This window comes from Pseudomonas sp. LB3P81, assembly GCF_054897965.1.
On record NZ_JBUBVG010000001.1, the window covers coordinates 312,121 to 327,045 of the forward strand.

14 protein-coding genes and 1 pseudogene are annotated in these 14,925 nt (G+C 58.4%); 6 read left to right on the forward strand and 9 right to left on the reverse strand.

Going from position 1 to position 14,925, the window contains the following annotated elements; all coding sequences use genetic code 11:
- Positions 1-2 precede the first annotated feature (2 nt).
- The 4 genes from ACYZTL_RS01560 to gloB all read right to left on the reverse strand — a co-directional run bounded on the left by ACYZTL_RS01560 (position 3) and on the right by gloB (position 6,206).
- Positions 3-1,844 (reverse strand): extracellular solute-binding protein, encoded by a 1,842-nt coding sequence (locus ACYZTL_RS01560; RefSeq protein ID WP_461950271.1) that lies wholly within the window; start codon positions 1,842-1,844, stop codon positions 3-5.
- Positions 1,841-3,655, reverse strand: a complete 1,815-nt coding sequence (locus ACYZTL_RS01565) for an extracellular solute-binding protein (RefSeq protein WP_461954236.1) — start codon at positions 3,653-3,655, stop codon at positions 1,841-1,843. Before ACYZTL_RS01565 ends, ACYZTL_RS01560 begins: the two co-directional genes overlap by 4 nt.
- A gap of 238 nt (positions 3,656-3,893) precedes the next feature.
- Complete coding sequence (locus ACYZTL_RS01570; RefSeq protein ID WP_461950272.1) at positions 3,894-5,339, reverse strand: LysM peptidoglycan-binding domain-containing protein; 1,446 nt, start codon at positions 5,337-5,339, stop codon at positions 3,894-3,896.
- A 99-nt stretch (positions 5,340-5,438) separates the two neighbouring features.
- Positions 5,439-6,206, reverse strand: a complete 768-nt coding sequence (gloB, locus tag ACYZTL_RS01575; RefSeq protein WP_461950273.1) for a hydroxyacylglutathione hydrolase — start codon at positions 6,204-6,206, stop codon at positions 5,439-5,441.
- A gap of 65 nt (positions 6,207-6,271) precedes the next feature.
- Between gloB and ACYZTL_RS01580 the strand changes: the two genes are divergently transcribed.
- Both ACYZTL_RS01580 and rnhA read left to right on the forward strand, forming a co-directional pair.
- On the forward strand, positions 6,272-7,030 hold the full coding sequence (locus tag ACYZTL_RS01580) for a methyltransferase domain-containing protein (RefSeq protein ID WP_461950274.1): 759 nt from the start codon (positions 6,272-6,274) through the stop codon (positions 7,028-7,030).
- A 91-nt stretch (positions 7,031-7,121) separates the two neighbouring features.
- Complete coding sequence (rnhA, locus tag ACYZTL_RS01585; RefSeq protein ID WP_461950275.1) at positions 7,122-7,574, forward strand: ribonuclease HI; 453 nt, start codon at positions 7,122-7,124, stop codon at positions 7,572-7,574.
- A 109-nt stretch (positions 7,575-7,683) separates the two neighbouring features.
- On the opposite strand, the gene ACYZTL_RS01590 is transcribed toward rnhA, so the two are convergent.
- On the reverse strand, positions 7,684-7,809 hold the full coding sequence (locus tag ACYZTL_RS01590; protein ID WP_461950276.1) for a DUF2388 domain-containing protein: 126 nt from the start codon (positions 7,807-7,809) through the stop codon (positions 7,684-7,686).
- A 21-nt stretch (positions 7,810-7,830) separates the two neighbouring features.
- A complete protein-coding gene (locus ACYZTL_RS01595) occupies positions 7,831-7,974 on the reverse strand; it encodes a flavodoxin-dependent (E)-4-hydroxy-3-methylbut-2-enyl-diphosphate synthase (RefSeq protein WP_461950277.1) in 144 nt (47 codons plus the stop codon).
- Between the two features lie 430 nt (positions 7,975-8,404).
- On the opposite strand from ACYZTL_RS01595, the gene ACYZTL_RS01600 reads away from it, so the two are divergent.
- Positions 8,405-9,055, forward strand: coding sequence for a T3SS effector cysteine hydrolase SpvD family protein (locus ACYZTL_RS01600; protein ID WP_461950278.1), 651 nt, complete (start codon positions 8,405-8,407; stop codon positions 9,053-9,055).
- Positions 9,056-9,216: 161 nt separating this feature from the next.
- On the opposite strand, the pseudogene ACYZTL_RS01605 reads toward ACYZTL_RS01600, so the two are convergent.
- Positions 9,217-9,520: pseudogene (locus tag ACYZTL_RS01605) on the reverse strand (DUF2388 domain-containing protein).
- Positions 9,521-9,709: 189 nt separating this feature from the next.
- Here ACYZTL_RS01605 and dnaQ point away from each other — a divergent pair.
- The 3 genes from dnaQ (at position 9,710) to ACYZTL_RS01620 (ending at position 13,580) form a co-directional block, all read left to right on the forward strand.
- Entirely contained in the window at positions 9,710-10,468 is a 759-nt protein-coding gene (dnaQ, locus tag ACYZTL_RS01610; RefSeq protein WP_214383761.1) for a DNA polymerase III subunit epsilon, read from the forward strand.
- A 227-nt stretch (positions 10,469-10,695) separates the two neighbouring features.
- Entirely contained in the window at positions 10,696-12,951 is a 2,256-nt protein-coding gene (locus tag ACYZTL_RS01615) for an Orn/Lys/Arg family decarboxylase (RefSeq protein ID WP_461950279.1), read from the forward strand.
- A 14-nt stretch (positions 12,952-12,965) separates the two neighbouring features.
- Positions 12,966-13,580: a GNAT family N-acetyltransferase gene (locus tag ACYZTL_RS01620; protein WP_461950280.1), complete on the forward strand. Its 615-nt coding sequence runs from the start codon at positions 12,966-12,968 to the stop codon at positions 13,578-13,580.
- Here ACYZTL_RS01620 and ACYZTL_RS01625 read toward each other — a convergent pair.
- Complete coding sequence (locus ACYZTL_RS01625) at positions 13,546-14,439, reverse strand: LysR family transcriptional regulator (RefSeq protein ID WP_461950281.1); 894 nt, start codon at positions 14,437-14,439, stop codon at positions 13,546-13,548. The two genes, ACYZTL_RS01620 and ACYZTL_RS01625, sit on opposite strands and share 35 nt — an antisense overlap.
- A gap of 88 nt (positions 14,440-14,527) precedes the next feature.
- Complete coding sequence (locus tag ACYZTL_RS01630) at positions 14,528-14,779, reverse strand: hypothetical protein (protein ID WP_461950282.1); 252 nt, start codon at positions 14,777-14,779, stop codon at positions 14,528-14,530.
- Positions 14,780-14,925: the final 146 nt, after the last annotated feature.

The following is a 14,925-nucleotide window of genomic DNA, read 5'->3' on the forward strand; positions in this document are numbered from 1 at the left end:
TATTACTCCGTGCCCGCAGGGTCGGCTTGCAGTTTGGTTTCGACTTCTATCGCCGGTGTCACGTTTGGCTTGATCCACCAGGTGGCCGTGCCGATGTCGTACCTGGGTGAGATTTTCGGGTGGCCGATGTGGTTCCAGTACGCCACGCGCCAAGTCTTGATGTGCCAGTTGGGGATCACGTAATAGCCCCATTGCAGCACGCGGTCCAGTGCGCGGGCGTGGGCAACGAGACTGTTGCGCGAGTCGGCGTTGATCAACTGTTCGACCAATTGGTCCACCACCGGGTCTTTCAGGCCCATGGAGTTGCGGCTGCCGGGTTTGTCGGCGGCGGCAGACATCCAGAATTCACGCTGTTCGTTACCCGGCGAGTTGGACTGCGGGAAGCTGCCGACGATCATGTCGAAGTCTCGCGAGCGCACGCGGTTGATGTACTGCGAGACGTCGACCCGGCGAATCACCAGGTCGATGCCCAGATCGCTGAGGTTGCGCTTGAACGGCAGCAGCACCCGTTCGAATTCGGTCTGCGCCAACAGGAACTCGATGGTCACCGGTTTGCCGTTGGCGTCGACCATTTTGTCGTCGACGATCCGCCAGCCTGCCTCTTGCAGCAGTTGATAAGCCTTGCGTTGCTGCGTGCGGATCATGCCGCTGGCATCGGTCACCGGGTTCTGGAAAGCCTCGGTGAATACTTGCTCCGGGATTTTGCCGCGGAACGGGTCGAGAATGGCCAATTGGTCGGCATCCGGCAAACCGCTGGCGGCCATTTCCGAGTTTTCGAAGTAACTGCGGGTGCGCACGTAGGCGCCGTTGAACAGTTGCTTGTTGGTCCATTCAAAGTCCAGCAACAGCGTCAGTGCATGGCGCACGCGCACGTCCTGGAATACCGGACGGCGCAGGTTGAACACAAAACCCTGCATGCCGGTCGGGTTGCCGTTGGGGATCTGTTCCTTGTTCAGCCGACCTTCGGTGACCGCCGGGATGTTGTAGGCGTTGGCCCAGTTCTTCGCGCTCATTTCCAGCCAGTAATCGAACTGACCGGCCTTGAGTGCTTCCAGGGCCACGGTGTTGTCGCGGTAATAATCGGTGGTCATCACGTCGAAGTTGTAGAAACCACGGTTGGCCGGCAGGTCCTTGCCCCAGTAATCCATGACCCGCTCGTAGCGAATCGAGCGCCCGGCCTTCACCTCGCTGACCTTGTACGGGCCGCTGCCCAACGGAATTTCCAGGTTGCCCTTGTTGAAATCCCGGGTCGCCCACCAGTGTTTGGGCAGTACCGGCAACTGGCCGAGGATCAGCGGCAGCTCGCGGTTGTTGCTGTGCTTGAACTTGAACAGCACGGTGAGCGGATCTTCGGCGACCGCTTCGTCGACATCGTTGTAGTAACCGCGGTACAACGGCGCGCCGTCCTTGATCAGGGTCTGGAAGCTGAACACCACGTCTTCGGCACGGATCGGATGACCGTCGTGAAAGTGCGCTTCGGGGCGCAGGTAGAAACGCACCCAGCTGTTGTCCGGGGCCTTTTCGATCTTGCCGGCGACCAATCCGTATTCGGTGAACGGCTCATCCAGGCCCTGTTTGGCCAGGGTGTCGTAGATCAGGTCGATGTCGCCGGCTGACACGCCTTTGCTGATGAACGGGTTGAGGCTGTCGAAGCCACCGAATCCGGCCTGACGAAAGATTCCGCCCTTGGGTGCATCAGGATTCACATAGTCGAAATGCTTGAAGTCGGCCGGGTATTTCGGCGGCTCGTTGTACAAGGTCAGGGCATGTTGCGGGGCGGCGCAGGCCAGCCCGGCGAACAACAGGCCGCTGGCCTGCAAGAGCAGCGCACGTACGGGTTTCATCGATCTTTCTCCGAAGATTTCAGCCACCACGCGCTCAGGCCCAACGTGTAGGGCGGCGTGGTGACGAAGGCGAACCGGTTGCGGTACGCCAGGCGGTGATAATTGAGGTACCAGTTGGGAATGATGTAGTGCTGCCACAACAGCACGCGGTCCAGGGCTTTGCCGGCGGCAACCTGTTCATCGCGGGTCTGGGCGGCGAGCAATTGCTCAAGTAAATGATCGACCACCGGGTTGGCAATGCCCGCGTAGTTTTTGCTGCCCTTGACCCCGACCTGGCTGGAGTGGAAATACTGCCATTGCTCCAGGCCTGGGCTGAGCGTCTGGCTGAGGGTCATCAGGATCATGTCGAAATCGAACTGGTCGAGGCGCTGTTTGTACTGGGCGCGATCCACTGTGCGCAGCCGGGCGTCGATGCCGATGCTGGCGAGGTTCTCGACATAAGGCTGGAGGATGCGTTCCAGGTTCGGGTTGACCAGCAGGATTTCCAGGCGCAGCGGTTGTCCGGCGGCGTTCTGTACGTGTTGGCCGTCAAGCTTCCAGCCGGCTTCGGCGAGCAGGCCCAGGGCCTTGCGCATGGTTTCCCTTGGAATGCCGCGCCCTTGGGTCTGCGGCAGGCTGAACGGCTCGGTGAGCAGTTTGGCAGGCAACTGCTCGCGATACGGCTTGAGCATCAGCCATTCGTGACCGACCGGCAGGCCGGTGGCGGAAAACTCGCTGTTGGGGTAGTAACTCATGGCGCGTTTGTAAGCGCCGCTGAACAGCGTGCGATTGGTCCACTCGAAATCGAACATCAACCCCAGCGCTTCACGGACCTTTGGGTCGGAGAACGTCGGGCGCCGGGTGTTCATGAACAGGCCCTGGCTCTGGGTCGGGATCTGATGCGGGATCTGCGCCTTGATGACATCGCCCCGTCGCACGGCCGGGAAGTTGTAACCGTTTTCCCAGTTCTTCGCCTGATGCTCGATATAGATATCGAACTCGCCGGCCTTGAACGCTTCGAACGCGACGTCGCTGTCGCGGTAGAACTCGACTTCCATACGGTCGACGTTGTACTTGCCACGATTGACCGGCAGGTCTTTGCCCCAGTAATCCTTGACCCGTTCGAACACGATCTGGCGCCCGGGCATGACCGAGGTGATGCGATAAGGCCCACTGCCCAGCGGCGGCTCGAAGGTGGTGGCCTTGAAGTCGCGACCTTTCCAGTAATGCTGCGGCAGCACCGGCAACTCGCCCAAGCGCAGGATCAACAGCGGATTACCGGAGCGCTTGAAAACAAAACGAACGCGCTGCGGGTTGAGCACGTCGACCCGCAACACTTCCTGAAGATTGGTGCGGTATTGCGGATGGCCTTCCTTGAGCAGCAACCGGTAGGAGAACGCGACGTCGTACGCGGTGATCGGCGTGCCATCGTGAAATCGTGCTTCGGGGCGCAGGTTGAACACCACCCAACTGCGGTCTTCGCTGTATTCCACCGATTGGGCGATCAGGCCATAACTGGACGTCGGCTCGTCGCCGGACGGTGCGTATTGGCCCGTGCCGGCCATCAGCGGTTCGTTCAGCTCATTGATGCCGTATTGCAGGAAATTCGCGGTGGAGACCGGGCTCGAGCCCTTGAATGTGTAGGGATTGAGCGTATCGAACGTGCCAAACGCCATCACCCGCAACGTACCGCCCTTGGGCGCTTGCGGGTTGACCCAGTCGAAGTGGGTAAATCTGGCCGGGTACTTGAGCGTGCCGAACTGCGCATAACCATGGCTTTCGCTGATCGTCGCACTTGCGGAGGAGCTCAAGGCCAGGCTGATCAGGAGCAGGAGGAGGGGACGCTTCAAGTCAGAGATCCGATCCAGGCGGCTTGGGCTTTGTGGGCCGTACAGTAACAGCTTGTATGGACAGGAAAAAGACGGGGTTCGAAAGCCGTGTCGGGGCATAAAAAAGATCGCAGCCTACGGCAGCTCCTACACCGATCGTATACACCCGCGATTGATTGGATGTACGCCTATCTGTAGGAGCTGCCGAAGGCTGCGATCTTTTCAGCCTCAAACCAATTTATCAATGCGGCGAAGCCACCGTCAGCATCTGCCCAGGCTTGAGGGCCTGACCAACAAGCGGATTCCAGCGCTTGAGGTGTTGCATTTCAACGTTGAAACGCTTGGCCACGATGTACAGCGAATCACCTTGCTGGACCTTGTATTGGGTCTGCGGCTGCTGGGTCTTCGTCTTGGTATTGGCCGCCACGACGGTGTTCACGCGTCCGGCGCTGCGTTTGGTCTTGTCCTGCATCACCAGCGTCTGGCCGACCTTGAGGTCCTTGCCGGTCAGCTTGTTCCAGCGTTGCAGGTCCTTGACCTCGACCTTGTTGGCCTTGGCGATGGTGCCGAGGTTGTCGCCACGTTTAACCCGGTAGGCGCGTTTGAGGGTGGCGAGCTGGGCGTCGTCTGCACCTTCGAAAACCGGCTTGAGCGACTTCTTGCTGATCAACTCTTCGGGACGCATGGTCGACAGGCTGGCGGTCAGCAGCTGTGCCTTGGACGTCGGCACCAGCAAATGCTGAGGGCCGTCCAGGGTGGTCGTGCGCTGCTTGAAGGCAGGGTTGAGCTGGAACAGTTCGTCTTCGTCGATATTGGCAACCGCGGCCACCTTGGACAGGTCCATGCGCTGGTTGATTTCGACGACCTGGAAGTACGGTTCGTTGGCGATCGGGTTGAGATTCACGCCGTAAGCTTCCGGCGCCAGCACTACTTGCGACAAGGCCAGCAGCTTCGGCACATAGGCCTGTGTTTCGGCCGGCAGCGGCAGGTTCCAGTAATCGGTTGGCAGGCCGAGCTTTTCGTTACGCTCGATGGCCCGGCTGACCGTGCCTTCACCGGCGTTGTAAGCCGCGAGGGCCAGCAGCCAGTCGCCGTTGAACATGTCGTGCAGACGCGTCAGGTAGTCCATTGCGGCGGTGGTCGAAGCGGTGATGTCGCGACGGCCATCATAGAAACGGGTTTGACGCAGGTTGAAATAACGCCCGGTGGAAGGAATGAATTGCCACAAGCCAACCGCATCGGCCCGGGAATAGGCCATCGGGTTGTAGGCGCTTTCAATCACTGGCAGCAGCGCCAGTTCCAGCGGCATGTTGCGTTCTTCAAGGCGTTCGACGATGTAGTGAATGTAGAGGCTGCCACGCTCGCCGGCGTTTTCGAGGAAAGATGGGTTGCTGGCGAACCACAGACGCTGTTGCTCGATGCGCGGGTTGACGCCCAGGCCTTCCTGCAACTGGAAGCCCTGGCGCATGCGCTCCCAGACGTCTTGTGGAATTTGCGGGGTCGGCTTTTCGCTGAGCCAGATGGGTTTCTGTTTGGCTCGAGCGGCGATGTTCGGGGTGTGGGCCGCATCCGTCTGCGGCACATGGCTGGAACAGCCCGCCAGAGTGGCGGACACAGCTACCGCTATGGCTTGAGCCAAGCGGGTCAATGCGTCTGAATTGATGGCTTTACGAATAGGTGACGACATTGGCTGGAAGTAAGTTCCGGGCAAAAATGTCGGGCGATTCTAGAAAGCGCACCCCTTGCGGTCAACCATTCAGATTTTCAGCACTAACGGCAAGCCCTGTCAGAACTTATCTTTCCAAGCCCGAAGGGCAGCAAAAACCGCACTGGGAGCCCGGTTATTGGGGCCGTCCCGTTCGTCCACTTTTTCTTTAACGGATGTTTCACCGGTACGCAAAAACGGGTTTGTCTGCTTTTCCAGAGCGATCGTCGATGGCAGCGTGATGATCCCGGCTTTCCGTTGCTGCATGACTTTTGCCAGACGTTCGGCGGTATGCAAATTGTTGGGTTCGACGGCCACGGCAAACTTAAGGTTGCTGAGGGTGTATTCGTGGGTGCAGTAAACCCGCGTATCTTCAGGCAACGCGGCGAGTTGTGTCAGCGAGGTGTGCATTTGCTCGGGCGTGCCTTCGAACAGGCGCCCGCAACCGGCGGCGAACAGGGTGTCACCGCAAAACAGCGTGCCCGGATGGTAGAAGGCGATGTGCCCCAGGGTGTGGCCGGGAACGGCAAGCACATCGAAGTCCCAACCCAGCACGTTGATGCGATCGTTGTCCTTGAGGGCGACGTCCCGCGCCGGGATGGTTTCGCTGGCCGGGCCGTAGACCTTCGCGTCTGTCGCTTTTTTCAGCTGCTCGACGCCGCCGACATGGTCGTGATGATGGTGAGTGATCAGAATGTCACTCAGTACCCAGCCCGGATTGGCCGCGAGCCAGGCCTGAACCGGCGCGGCATCGCCGGGGTCAACCACCGCGCAGCGCCGGGTGCCGGGGTCTTGTAACAACCAGATGTAGTTGTCGGTGAAGGCGGGCAGGGCTGTGATCTGTATCATCGTCGGATTCGCCAAGCGGAAAACAATGGCGCATCTTAGAACTTCCTGGCGCGTTGGAGAATGCAATGACCGATAAAGCGTTCGCTCAGGCTGATCCTGACTGGCTGGCCTTGATCAGCGCGGCCCGTGAATGGCTGTCCGGCCCCCTCGGGCAATTTCTGCTGGATGAAGAACGCCGCATGCTCGAAGACGAGTTGGGGCGCTTCTTCGGTGGCTATCTGGTGCATTACGGTCCTTCGGCCGAGACACCGCCGTCGGCACCGCAGGTCCAGCGCAATGTGCGGCTCGGCGCGCCGTTGCCGGGTGTCGAAATCGTCTGTGAAGAACAGGCCTGGCCGTTGAGCGAGCATGCCGCCGACGTGGTGGTGCTGCAGCATGGTCTGGATTTCTGCCTCTCGCCCCACGGTTTGCTGCGTGAAGCGGCGAGCAGCGTCCGCCCCGGCGGGCATTTGCTGATTATCGGGATCAACCCCTGGAGCACTTGGGGTTTGCGCCACGTGTTCGCCCATGACGCCTTGCGCAAGGCCCGTTGCATTTCGCCGTCACGGGTCGGCGACTGGCTGAATCTGCTGGGCTTTGCGCTGGAGAAACGCCGCTTCGGGTGCTATCGTCCGCCGCTTGCGTCCCCCGCCTGGCAAGCCCGTCTGGCCGGCTGGGAGCGCAAGGCCGGTGAGTGGCAATTGTCTGGCGGCGGCTTCTATTTATTGGTGGCGCGCAAGATTGTGGTGGGTCTGCGCCCGCTACGTCAGGAACGTCGCGAGCCGATGGGCAAGCTGATTCCCCTGCCGATGGCCAAGGTCAACCGGCGCGATATCGAACCGTAACACCTGTTTTTATTCCCGGCCGGGTTCACCCCGGCCTCGGGCATCGTCGATCGTGGATCGGCGAGCCACCGCATTTTCTGGATAGATTGGCATGAGCGATAGCGTAGAACTCTTCACCGACGGCGCCTGCAAAGGCAACCCTGGCCCAGGCGGCTGGGGCGCATTGCTGGTGTGCAAGGGCGTTGAAAAAGAACTCTGGGGCGGCGAAGCCAACACCACCAACAACCGCATGGAACTGATGGGCGCGATCCGCGGGCTGGAAGAACTCAAGCGCTCCTGCGACGTGCTGTTGGTGACGGACTCGCAGTACGTGATGAAAGGCATCAACGAGTGGATGGAAAACTGGAAGAAACGCGGCTGGAAAACGGCAGCGAAAGAACCGGTGAAAAATGCTGACTTGTGGAAGCTGCTGGATGAGCAAGTCAACCGTCACAACGTCACGTGGAAATGGGTGCGCGGGCATATCGGGCATCACGGCAACGAGCGGGCTGACCAGTTGGCTAACCGTGGCGTGGATGAAGTGCGTGGGTACAAACAAGCCTGACGCCGCCGATACACTGTGGGAGCCGGGCTTGCCCGCGATGAACGATGACGCGGTTTTACTGAATGTCCGCGGTGTCTGCATCGCGGGCAAGCCCGGCTCCCACAGGAAGTCACAGCATCAAAATTTTGGTAGCCAGTTGTTGATCTAAATACTTTTCGGCTATTGTACCACGAATCCGCTCAAACGCCGCCTCGATCCGAACCCCGCGAATCTCCCGCTCAGTGGCCACAATCACGGCGGCTTAGGGGCTTGACTGTTATCTAGACAGTTCAGATCCTGCATCTGCCAAGTCTTTGACTTTGGCTACGGTAGCCATTGTGTCAACAGTATCGGTATTGGTCATCGACTGGATGAGAATCTTGGCGCCGCCTAGTGTGATGACGTTGTGGTTCCATTGCATATTGGCTTGGCGTGTATTGTTGCTCGGGTAGCGCGAGAGCTACAGGGCTGGCTGTTAGTTTTCAATGCGATGTTTCATTATTATTTTGTGACAGAGAACACATCGAAAATGCTAAAGGCCTGTGTTTGCATGTGAGAGTGGTTGAAGTTTGAGTTGATAGAGTGTTTGTTCTGCAAGGTGTTTGGTTTTTGGTGGGGAGTGAGTAGTCTGTTTCAATAAGCGCTTGCATATTGTGTGGTGAGGCTGATTCCGAGAATAAGCGGGTGTTTGCGCGGATAGAGTTTAAAGCATGCTGCAATAGCAAAGCTTGCAAGTCCCTTTTTTATGGGTGCAGGAAGTAGGCTGAATCGCGTATTTTGACAATTGGCAAGGTAGCGTTTTTTGTCTCTGTATGTCCATATAGTGGGCGAAGTTGAGCGGGGTGATATATATGAAAGTATTTGGCAGTGCGGCAGGATATGGTGTTCACTCTTTGAGTTCCAAATTTGCGGAGAGAAAGCTTGGCGATATTGGCAGTCATGATCTGAAAAGAATTCAGCAGTCTCTACATCTTGATGAGAGTCCAAAGCCATTGCCTGAACACTTAAGTGTTGAGGATCTCCGTCAGATCGCCAGATTTGCTAATTATACTTATATCCATTACTCGGGAAATTGTAGTTTGTTGTCTGCATGCGTTCACTACAATATAGAAAATAACGCCAATATCCTTCGCTGTGAAAACACATCATCACCCCATATGGCGCTAGATTCTGATGTGGTGGATATGTTTGTTTTTGGTGATGTGTTAAATCTTTCATGTTGTTTTCACTCCCTTGAAGAGGTTGATAAGGAAGTTCTTAGGAGGTATGAGGTTAATGGGGAAAGGTCTTGCATTGTAGGCGCTGAGAATTACGTCGTTCCATTAATTGGGGAGTGTGCGCATGACTTTAATGCTGTTGTCTTGTTGGACTCGGAGAGTAAACCAATGGTCCAATATCTTGACTCATGGAAAACTTCTAACACGACTCCCAGTATGGAGGAATTAAAGTCATATTTTCCGGCGTCAGCGTACTTCACCGTCCGCTCGTGTGGAGGAAATTAGCCGTCCCTGGAAATCTGAACGCAAAGCTTCAAGTTTAATGGAATCAGCTTCGCTCCACCGATTCACTGTGGGAGCCGGGCTTGCCCGCGATGAACGATGACGCGGTTTTACTGAATGTCCGCGGTGTCTGCATCGCGGGCAAGCCCGGCTCCCACAGGAAGTCACAGCATCAAAATTGCGGTAGCCAGTTGTTGATCTGAATGCTGACCGTTGACCAACCCCCCCCCGAATCCGCTCAAACGCCGCCTCGATTCGAACCCCGCGAATCTCCCCCTCACTGGCCACGAACGTTGCCGCGTTATCCTTGGCCGCCAGCACAACATCGTCTTTGAACGAACCACTGGTGACCTTGGACGAAATCAAGGTCAGGCTCAGCGTGATATCCGTGCTGATGACAAAACTGGTGGCCTGAGCGCCCGAACTCGACAGGCAGGTAATCAACACAAGAAGCCGTGCACTCTTCATGACAATTCAAACCCTTGGAAATCAAGGGGCGCACGCTATCAAGACGTTCTCTGTCAGGCTTTATGAACATTGCTAATGATTGTTAAAAATTGCATGAGCGTCAGTCATTTGTCTGTGTGCGCACCGGATCCGGCGAGCGTGTTAACATCGCCGCTTTTGCACGATTGACCCGTTGAGAGCTGAGCACTGATGGCCACCAGATCCGTTGTACTCGATACCGAAACCACCGGCATGCCGGTGACCGACGGCCACCGGATTATCGAAATCGGTTGTGTCGAGTTGATCGGTCGGCGCCTGACGGGCCGGCATTTCCACGTTTACCTGCAACCGGACCGCGAAAGTGACGAAGGCGCCATCGGCGTCCACGGCATCACCAACGAATTCCTGGTGGGCAAGCCGCGCTTCACTGAAGTGGCCGATGAGTTTTTCGAGTTCATCAAGGGCGCGCAGCTGATCATCCACAACGCGGCGTTTGACGTTGGGTTCATCAACAACGAATTCGCCCTGATGGGTCAGCACGATCGTGCGGACATCACGCAACACTGCTCGATTCTCGACACCCTGATGATGGCCCGGGAACGTCACCCGGGGCAGCGCAACAGCCTCGACGCCTTGTGCAAACGTTATGGCGTCGACAACTCCGGCCGTGAACTCCACGGCGCCTTGCTCGACTCCGAGATCCTTGCCGACGTTTACCTGACCATGACCGGCGGCCAGACCAGTCTGTCGCTGGCCGGCAATGCGTCCGACGGTAATGGCTCCGGTGAAGGCGCGGACAATTCCGCCACTGAAATCCGCCGCTTGCCGGCCGATCGTCAGCCGACGCGGATCATTCGCGCCAGCGAAGACGATCTGGCCCGGCATGTGGCGCGGATGGAAGCCATTGCCAAATCTGCCGGCGCCCCGGCACTGTGGGTGCAACTCGCTGAGGCTGAAGCTCAGGCTTAGGTCCTTCAAAAAGATCGCAGCCTCGTTTCACTCGACAGCTCCTACAATGGAATGCGTAACCCTGTAGGAGCTGTCGAGTGAAACGAGGCTGCGATCTTTTGATCTTGATCAAGCGTAGCGCCGCCGATGACCCATTTCAGGACGTCCCCCCTCGCCACATGCGCCTCAACCCTCTACCCTGAGGTTATTGGCAGGCCAAGGTCTGCCGCCTCAGGACACTGAGCCCCATGTATAAAGATTTGAGATTCCCGATCCTGATCGTCCATCGCGACATCAAGGCTGACACCGTCGCCGGTGATCGCGTGCGTGGCATCGCCCGGGAGCTGGAGCAGGAAGGCTTCAGCATTGTCTCGGCGGTGGATTACACCGAGGGGCGACTGGTTGCGTCGACGCATCACGGCCTCTCGTGCATGTTGATCGCCGCCGAAGACCCCAGCGCCAATTCCCATCTGCTGCAGAACATGGCCGAACTGATCAGCCTGGCGCGGGTGCGTGCGCCGGATTTGCCGATCTTCGCCCTCGGCGAGCAAGTGACGCTGGAAAACGCCCCGGCGGATGCCATGGACGAGCTCAATCAGCTGCGCGGCATTCTTTATCTGTTCGAAGACACCGTGCCGTTTCTGGCGCGACAGGTTGCACGAGCTGCACGCAAATACCTGGATGGTCTGCTGCCACCGTTTTTCAAGGCGCTGGTGCAGCACACCGCCGATTCCAACTATTCCTGGCACACGCCTGGGCATGGCGGCGGCGTGGCGTATCACAAGAGCCCGGTGGGGCAGGCGTTCCACCAGTTTTTCGGGGAAAACACCCTGCGCTCTGATTTGTCGGTGTCGGTGCCCGAATTGGGTTCGCTGCTCGATCACACTGGCCCGCTGGCCGAGGCGGAGGCGCGAGCGGCGCGCAACTTCGGCGCCGATCACACTTTTTTCGTCATCAATGGCACTTCGACTGCGAACAAAATCGTCTGGCATTCCATGGTTGCCCGCGATGATCTGGTGCTGGTGGACCGCAATTGCCACAAGTCGGTATTGCACTCGATCATCATGACCGGCGCCATTCCGCTGTACCTGTGCCCGGAGCGCAACGAACTGGGGATCATCGGCCCGATTCCGCTGAGCGAGTTCAGCCGCGAGTCGATCCAGGCCAAGATCGACGCCAGCCCGCTGACCAAGGGCCGCGCGCCCAAAGTCAAACTGGCGGTGGTGACCAATTCCACCTATGACGGCCTCTGCTACAACGCCGAACTGATCAAGCAAAACCTGGGCAACAGCGTCGAAGTGCTGCATTTCGATGAGGCCTGGTATGCCTACGCGGCGTTTCACGAATTCTTCGCCGGGCGTTACGGCATGGGCACTTCCCGCAGCGAAGACAGCCCGCTGGTGTTCACCACCCATTCCACCCACAAATTGTTGGCGGCGTTCAGTCAGGCCTCGATGATTCACGTTCAGGACGGTGGAGCGCGGCAACTGGACCGTGACCGCTTCAACGAAGCGTTCATGATGCACATCTCCACGTCGCCGCAGTACAGCATCATTGCCTCGTTGGACGTGGCATCGGCCATGATGGAAGGCCCGGCCGGGCGTTCCTTGTTACAGGAAATGTTCGACGAGGCCTTGAGTTTCCGTCGGGCGCTGGCCAACCTGCGGCAGCACATTGCTGCCGATGACTGGTGGTTTTCGATCTGGCAGCCGCCGTCGGTGGAAGGCATCGAGCGTGTCGTCACCGAAGACTGGCTGCTGCAACCCGATGCCGACTGGCACGGTTTTGGCGGCGTGACCGACGACTATGTGCTGCTCGATCCGATCAAGGTCACCCTGGTGATGCCGGGCCTGACGGCGGGCGGTGCGCTGAGTGAACGCGGGATTCCGGCGGCGGTGGTCAGCAAGTTCCTTTGGGAGCGCGGGCTGGTGGTCGAGAAGACCGGTTTGTATTCATTTCTGGTGCTGTTTTCCATGGGTATCACCAAAGGCAAATGGAGCACGCTGCTGACCGAGTTGCTGGAGTTCAAGCGCAGCTATGACGCCAACGTCAGTCTCTCGACCTGCCTGCCGTGCGTGGCGCAGCAGGATGGCGCGCGTTACAAGGGCATGGGGTTGCGCGATCTGTGCGATCAATTGCACGCCTGTTACCGCAGCAATGCCACGGCCAAACATCTCAAACGCATGTACACGGTGCTGCCGGAAATCGCCATGAAGCCCGCCGACGCCTATGATCAACTGGTACGTGGCGAAGTGGAGGCGGTGTCGATCGATGCGCTGGATGGCCGCATCGCCGCAGTCATGCTGGTGCCGTACCCGCCGGGGATCCCGTTGATCATGCCCGGCGAACGCTTCACCGAGTCGACCCGCTCGATCATCGATTACCTGGCGTTTGCCCGCACGTTCGACAGCAGTTTCCCGGGGTTTGTCGCCGATGTGCACGGCTTGCAACACGAAGACGAGGGCAGTGGGCGGCATTACACCGTCGATTGCATCAAGGCGTGAGGACCTTTCCCAGTATGCAACCGGTTATGAATCCGAAGTACCCGGGGCTATCGGTGCGCGTTGCCGACGATGGCTTCGCTGCTTACATCTGGGGCAGTGATTTCAGTTTTGAAGTCGCGGCCTATGGCGCAGCCGAAATCGGCAAACCGGTGGAGCAGTGGCCGGTAACGCCGATCATCCCTTACCGCAAGTGCTACGGTATTGATCCCGAGGAATTCAGCAGTTTCCGCGATGCCGCCGACAGTGCGATTTTCATGGCTTATCTCGACGATGAGCCGGTGGGTCACCTAGTCATCAGCACTAACTGGAACGGCTTTGCCCACATCGACGAGTTGGCGGTACACGCGCCGGCCCGGCGGCATGGCGTGGCCAAGGCGCTGCTGGACGTGGCGCAGTTCTGGAGTCGCAAGAAAAAACTGCCAGGCATCATGCTCGAAACCCAGAACAACAACCTGGGAGCGTGTCGACTGTATGAGCGCTGCGGTTACGCGGTTGGCGGAATCGATCACCTGCGCTATCGCGGCATCGACCCCAACACCGCCGAGATCGCGTTGTTCTGGTATCGATTGTTCGAAAACCCGCTGGAAAACCCGATCAGCTCGCCAACATCGCCACGGCTTGTTCCGTGACGATATCCAGCAATGCCTGAACGGCCGGGGAAGGCTCGCCGTTCTTCAAGGTCAGGGCGTAGACGCTGATCGGCACGGCGGGCGCCAACGGACAGGCGTCCAGGCCAGCGGATTTGGCACCGAGCGCGGTGAACGGGTCGACAATTGCCAGACCTTCCCCGGCCTCGACCATGCTGCGCATCATCTGGTGGGTCTGAACCCGGGTGTGAACGACAGGCGCAGGGCGCAAGCCGTGCAGTTTGTTGTCGAGCGCAGGGCTCAGCGGATCATGACCTTCCAGGCCGACCATCGACTGGCCCGCCAGGTCTTGCAGCGAAATGTACTTCTGTTTCGGTTGCAGCCAGCCGTGGGGGGCCAACAGCTGCAGTTTGCCCTGGGCAATGACCTGACAATGAATGTCTGCGTGATCGGGATCGTGCAGGCTCAAGCCCAGATCGCTTTCGCGCAGCAGCAGGCTTCTGACGATGTCACGGGTGGGCTGGCTCAAAAGGCTGCAGGGCACGTCGGGGAGACGCCGGCGCAGGGCCGCGATGCTCTGGGGCAACAATTGTTGAGCCAGGGGCGGCGTGCAAATGATGCGAAGGGGCGGAGCCTGATACTGCTTGAGGCTGCTGGCCAGACGCTGGACCGGTTCGAGCGCCTCGTAGACGTGGGCGATTTCGACCTGCAACTCCCGCGCCTCGCGCGTGGCCTGCAAGCGTCCACGCACGCTGGAAAACAACATGAAACCCAACTGGCTCTCGGCGTCACGCAAAATGCTTTCGACCTCGGCCACTGGCAACTGCAACCATTCGGCGGCGGTGCCCAGGTGACCGGTCTGCAGGAGCGCCTGTATCACTTCGATATGACGTAAACGCATGCGTGAAGTCCATGTTCAGCAGGAGAGGGAGTCAGTGGCTGAATCCTAACCCAAGTCCGCGCATAAGACTTCTGCTCATAACGCGAGGTTATGAGGCGACGTTGGTTTCCGGCACGCCGGCAATGAAGGTGTCGGATTCGCGAACGATGGTGACGCCCGATTGCACCAGCAGAAACTCGTTTTCATCAAGCTTGTTGACGCGGTCGCCAATGGCCAGCTTGTAAGTGGTGACAGCGGTGAGACCGTCTGTTGACGGGGTGGATTCCTGGAACTCATGCACGGAATAGACACGGCCTTCCGCGTCTCTTGCATGGAACTGACCGACGAGTACTGCTGCCATCTGCTTAGAACCTCTGGAGATAAATCACTCAATTTGCGGCTCTGTAGACCGTGGTTGGGCGAGGTAAGTTTTCCTACGGGAAAAAAATAGTCCGGGACGGCATTTTCAGTCGTCCGCTGTGTGAATCGTCATCTATAACTACAAGC

What these genes read in the sequence shown, in the direction of transcription:
- ACYZTL_RS01600 (WP_461950278.1), top strand. Translation starts at nt 8,405, where the DNA reads ATGAAAGTATTTGGCAGTGCGGCAGGATATGGTGTTCACTCTTTGAGT.
- ACYZTL_RS01580 (WP_461950274.1), top strand. Translation starts at nt 6,272, where the DNA reads ATGACCGATAAAGCGTTCGCTCAGGCTGATCCTGACTGGCTGGCCTTG.
- ACYZTL_RS01615 (WP_461950279.1), top strand. Translation starts at nt 10,696, where the DNA reads ATGTATAAAGATTTGAGATTCCCGATCCTGATCGTCCATCGCGACATC.
- ACYZTL_RS01560 (WP_461950271.1), bottom strand. Translation starts at nt 1,844, where the DNA reads ATGAAACCCGTACGTGCGCTGCTCTTGCAGGCCAGCGGCCTGTTGTTC.
- ACYZTL_RS01620 (WP_461950280.1), top strand. Translation starts at nt 12,966, where the DNA reads ATGCAACCGGTTATGAATCCGAAGTACCCGGGGCTATCGGTGCGCGTT.
- ACYZTL_RS01570 (WP_461950272.1), bottom strand. Translation starts at nt 5,339, where the DNA reads ATGTCGTCACCTATTCGTAAAGCCATCAATTCAGACGCATTGACCCGC.
- gloB (WP_461950273.1), bottom strand. Translation starts at nt 6,206, where the DNA reads ATGATACAGATCACAGCCCTGCCCGCCTTCACCGACAACTACATCTGG.
- ACYZTL_RS01595 (WP_461950277.1), bottom strand. Translation starts at nt 7,974, where the DNA reads ATGCAATGGAACCACAACGTCATCACACTAGGCGGCGCCAAGATTCTC.
- rnhA (WP_461950275.1), top strand. Translation starts at nt 7,122, where the DNA reads ATGAGCGATAGCGTAGAACTCTTCACCGACGGCGCCTGCAAAGGCAAC.
- ACYZTL_RS01625 (WP_461950281.1), bottom strand. Translation starts at nt 14,439, where the DNA reads ATGCGTTTACGTCATATCGAAGTGATACAGGCGCTCCTGCAGACCGGT.
- ACYZTL_RS01630 (WP_461950282.1), bottom strand. Translation starts at nt 14,779, where the DNA reads ATGGCAGCAGTACTCGTCGGTCAGTTCCATGCAAGAGACGCGGAAGGC.
- dnaQ (WP_214383761.1), top strand. Translation starts at nt 9,710, where the DNA reads ATGGCCACCAGATCCGTTGTACTCGATACCGAAACCACCGGCATGCCG.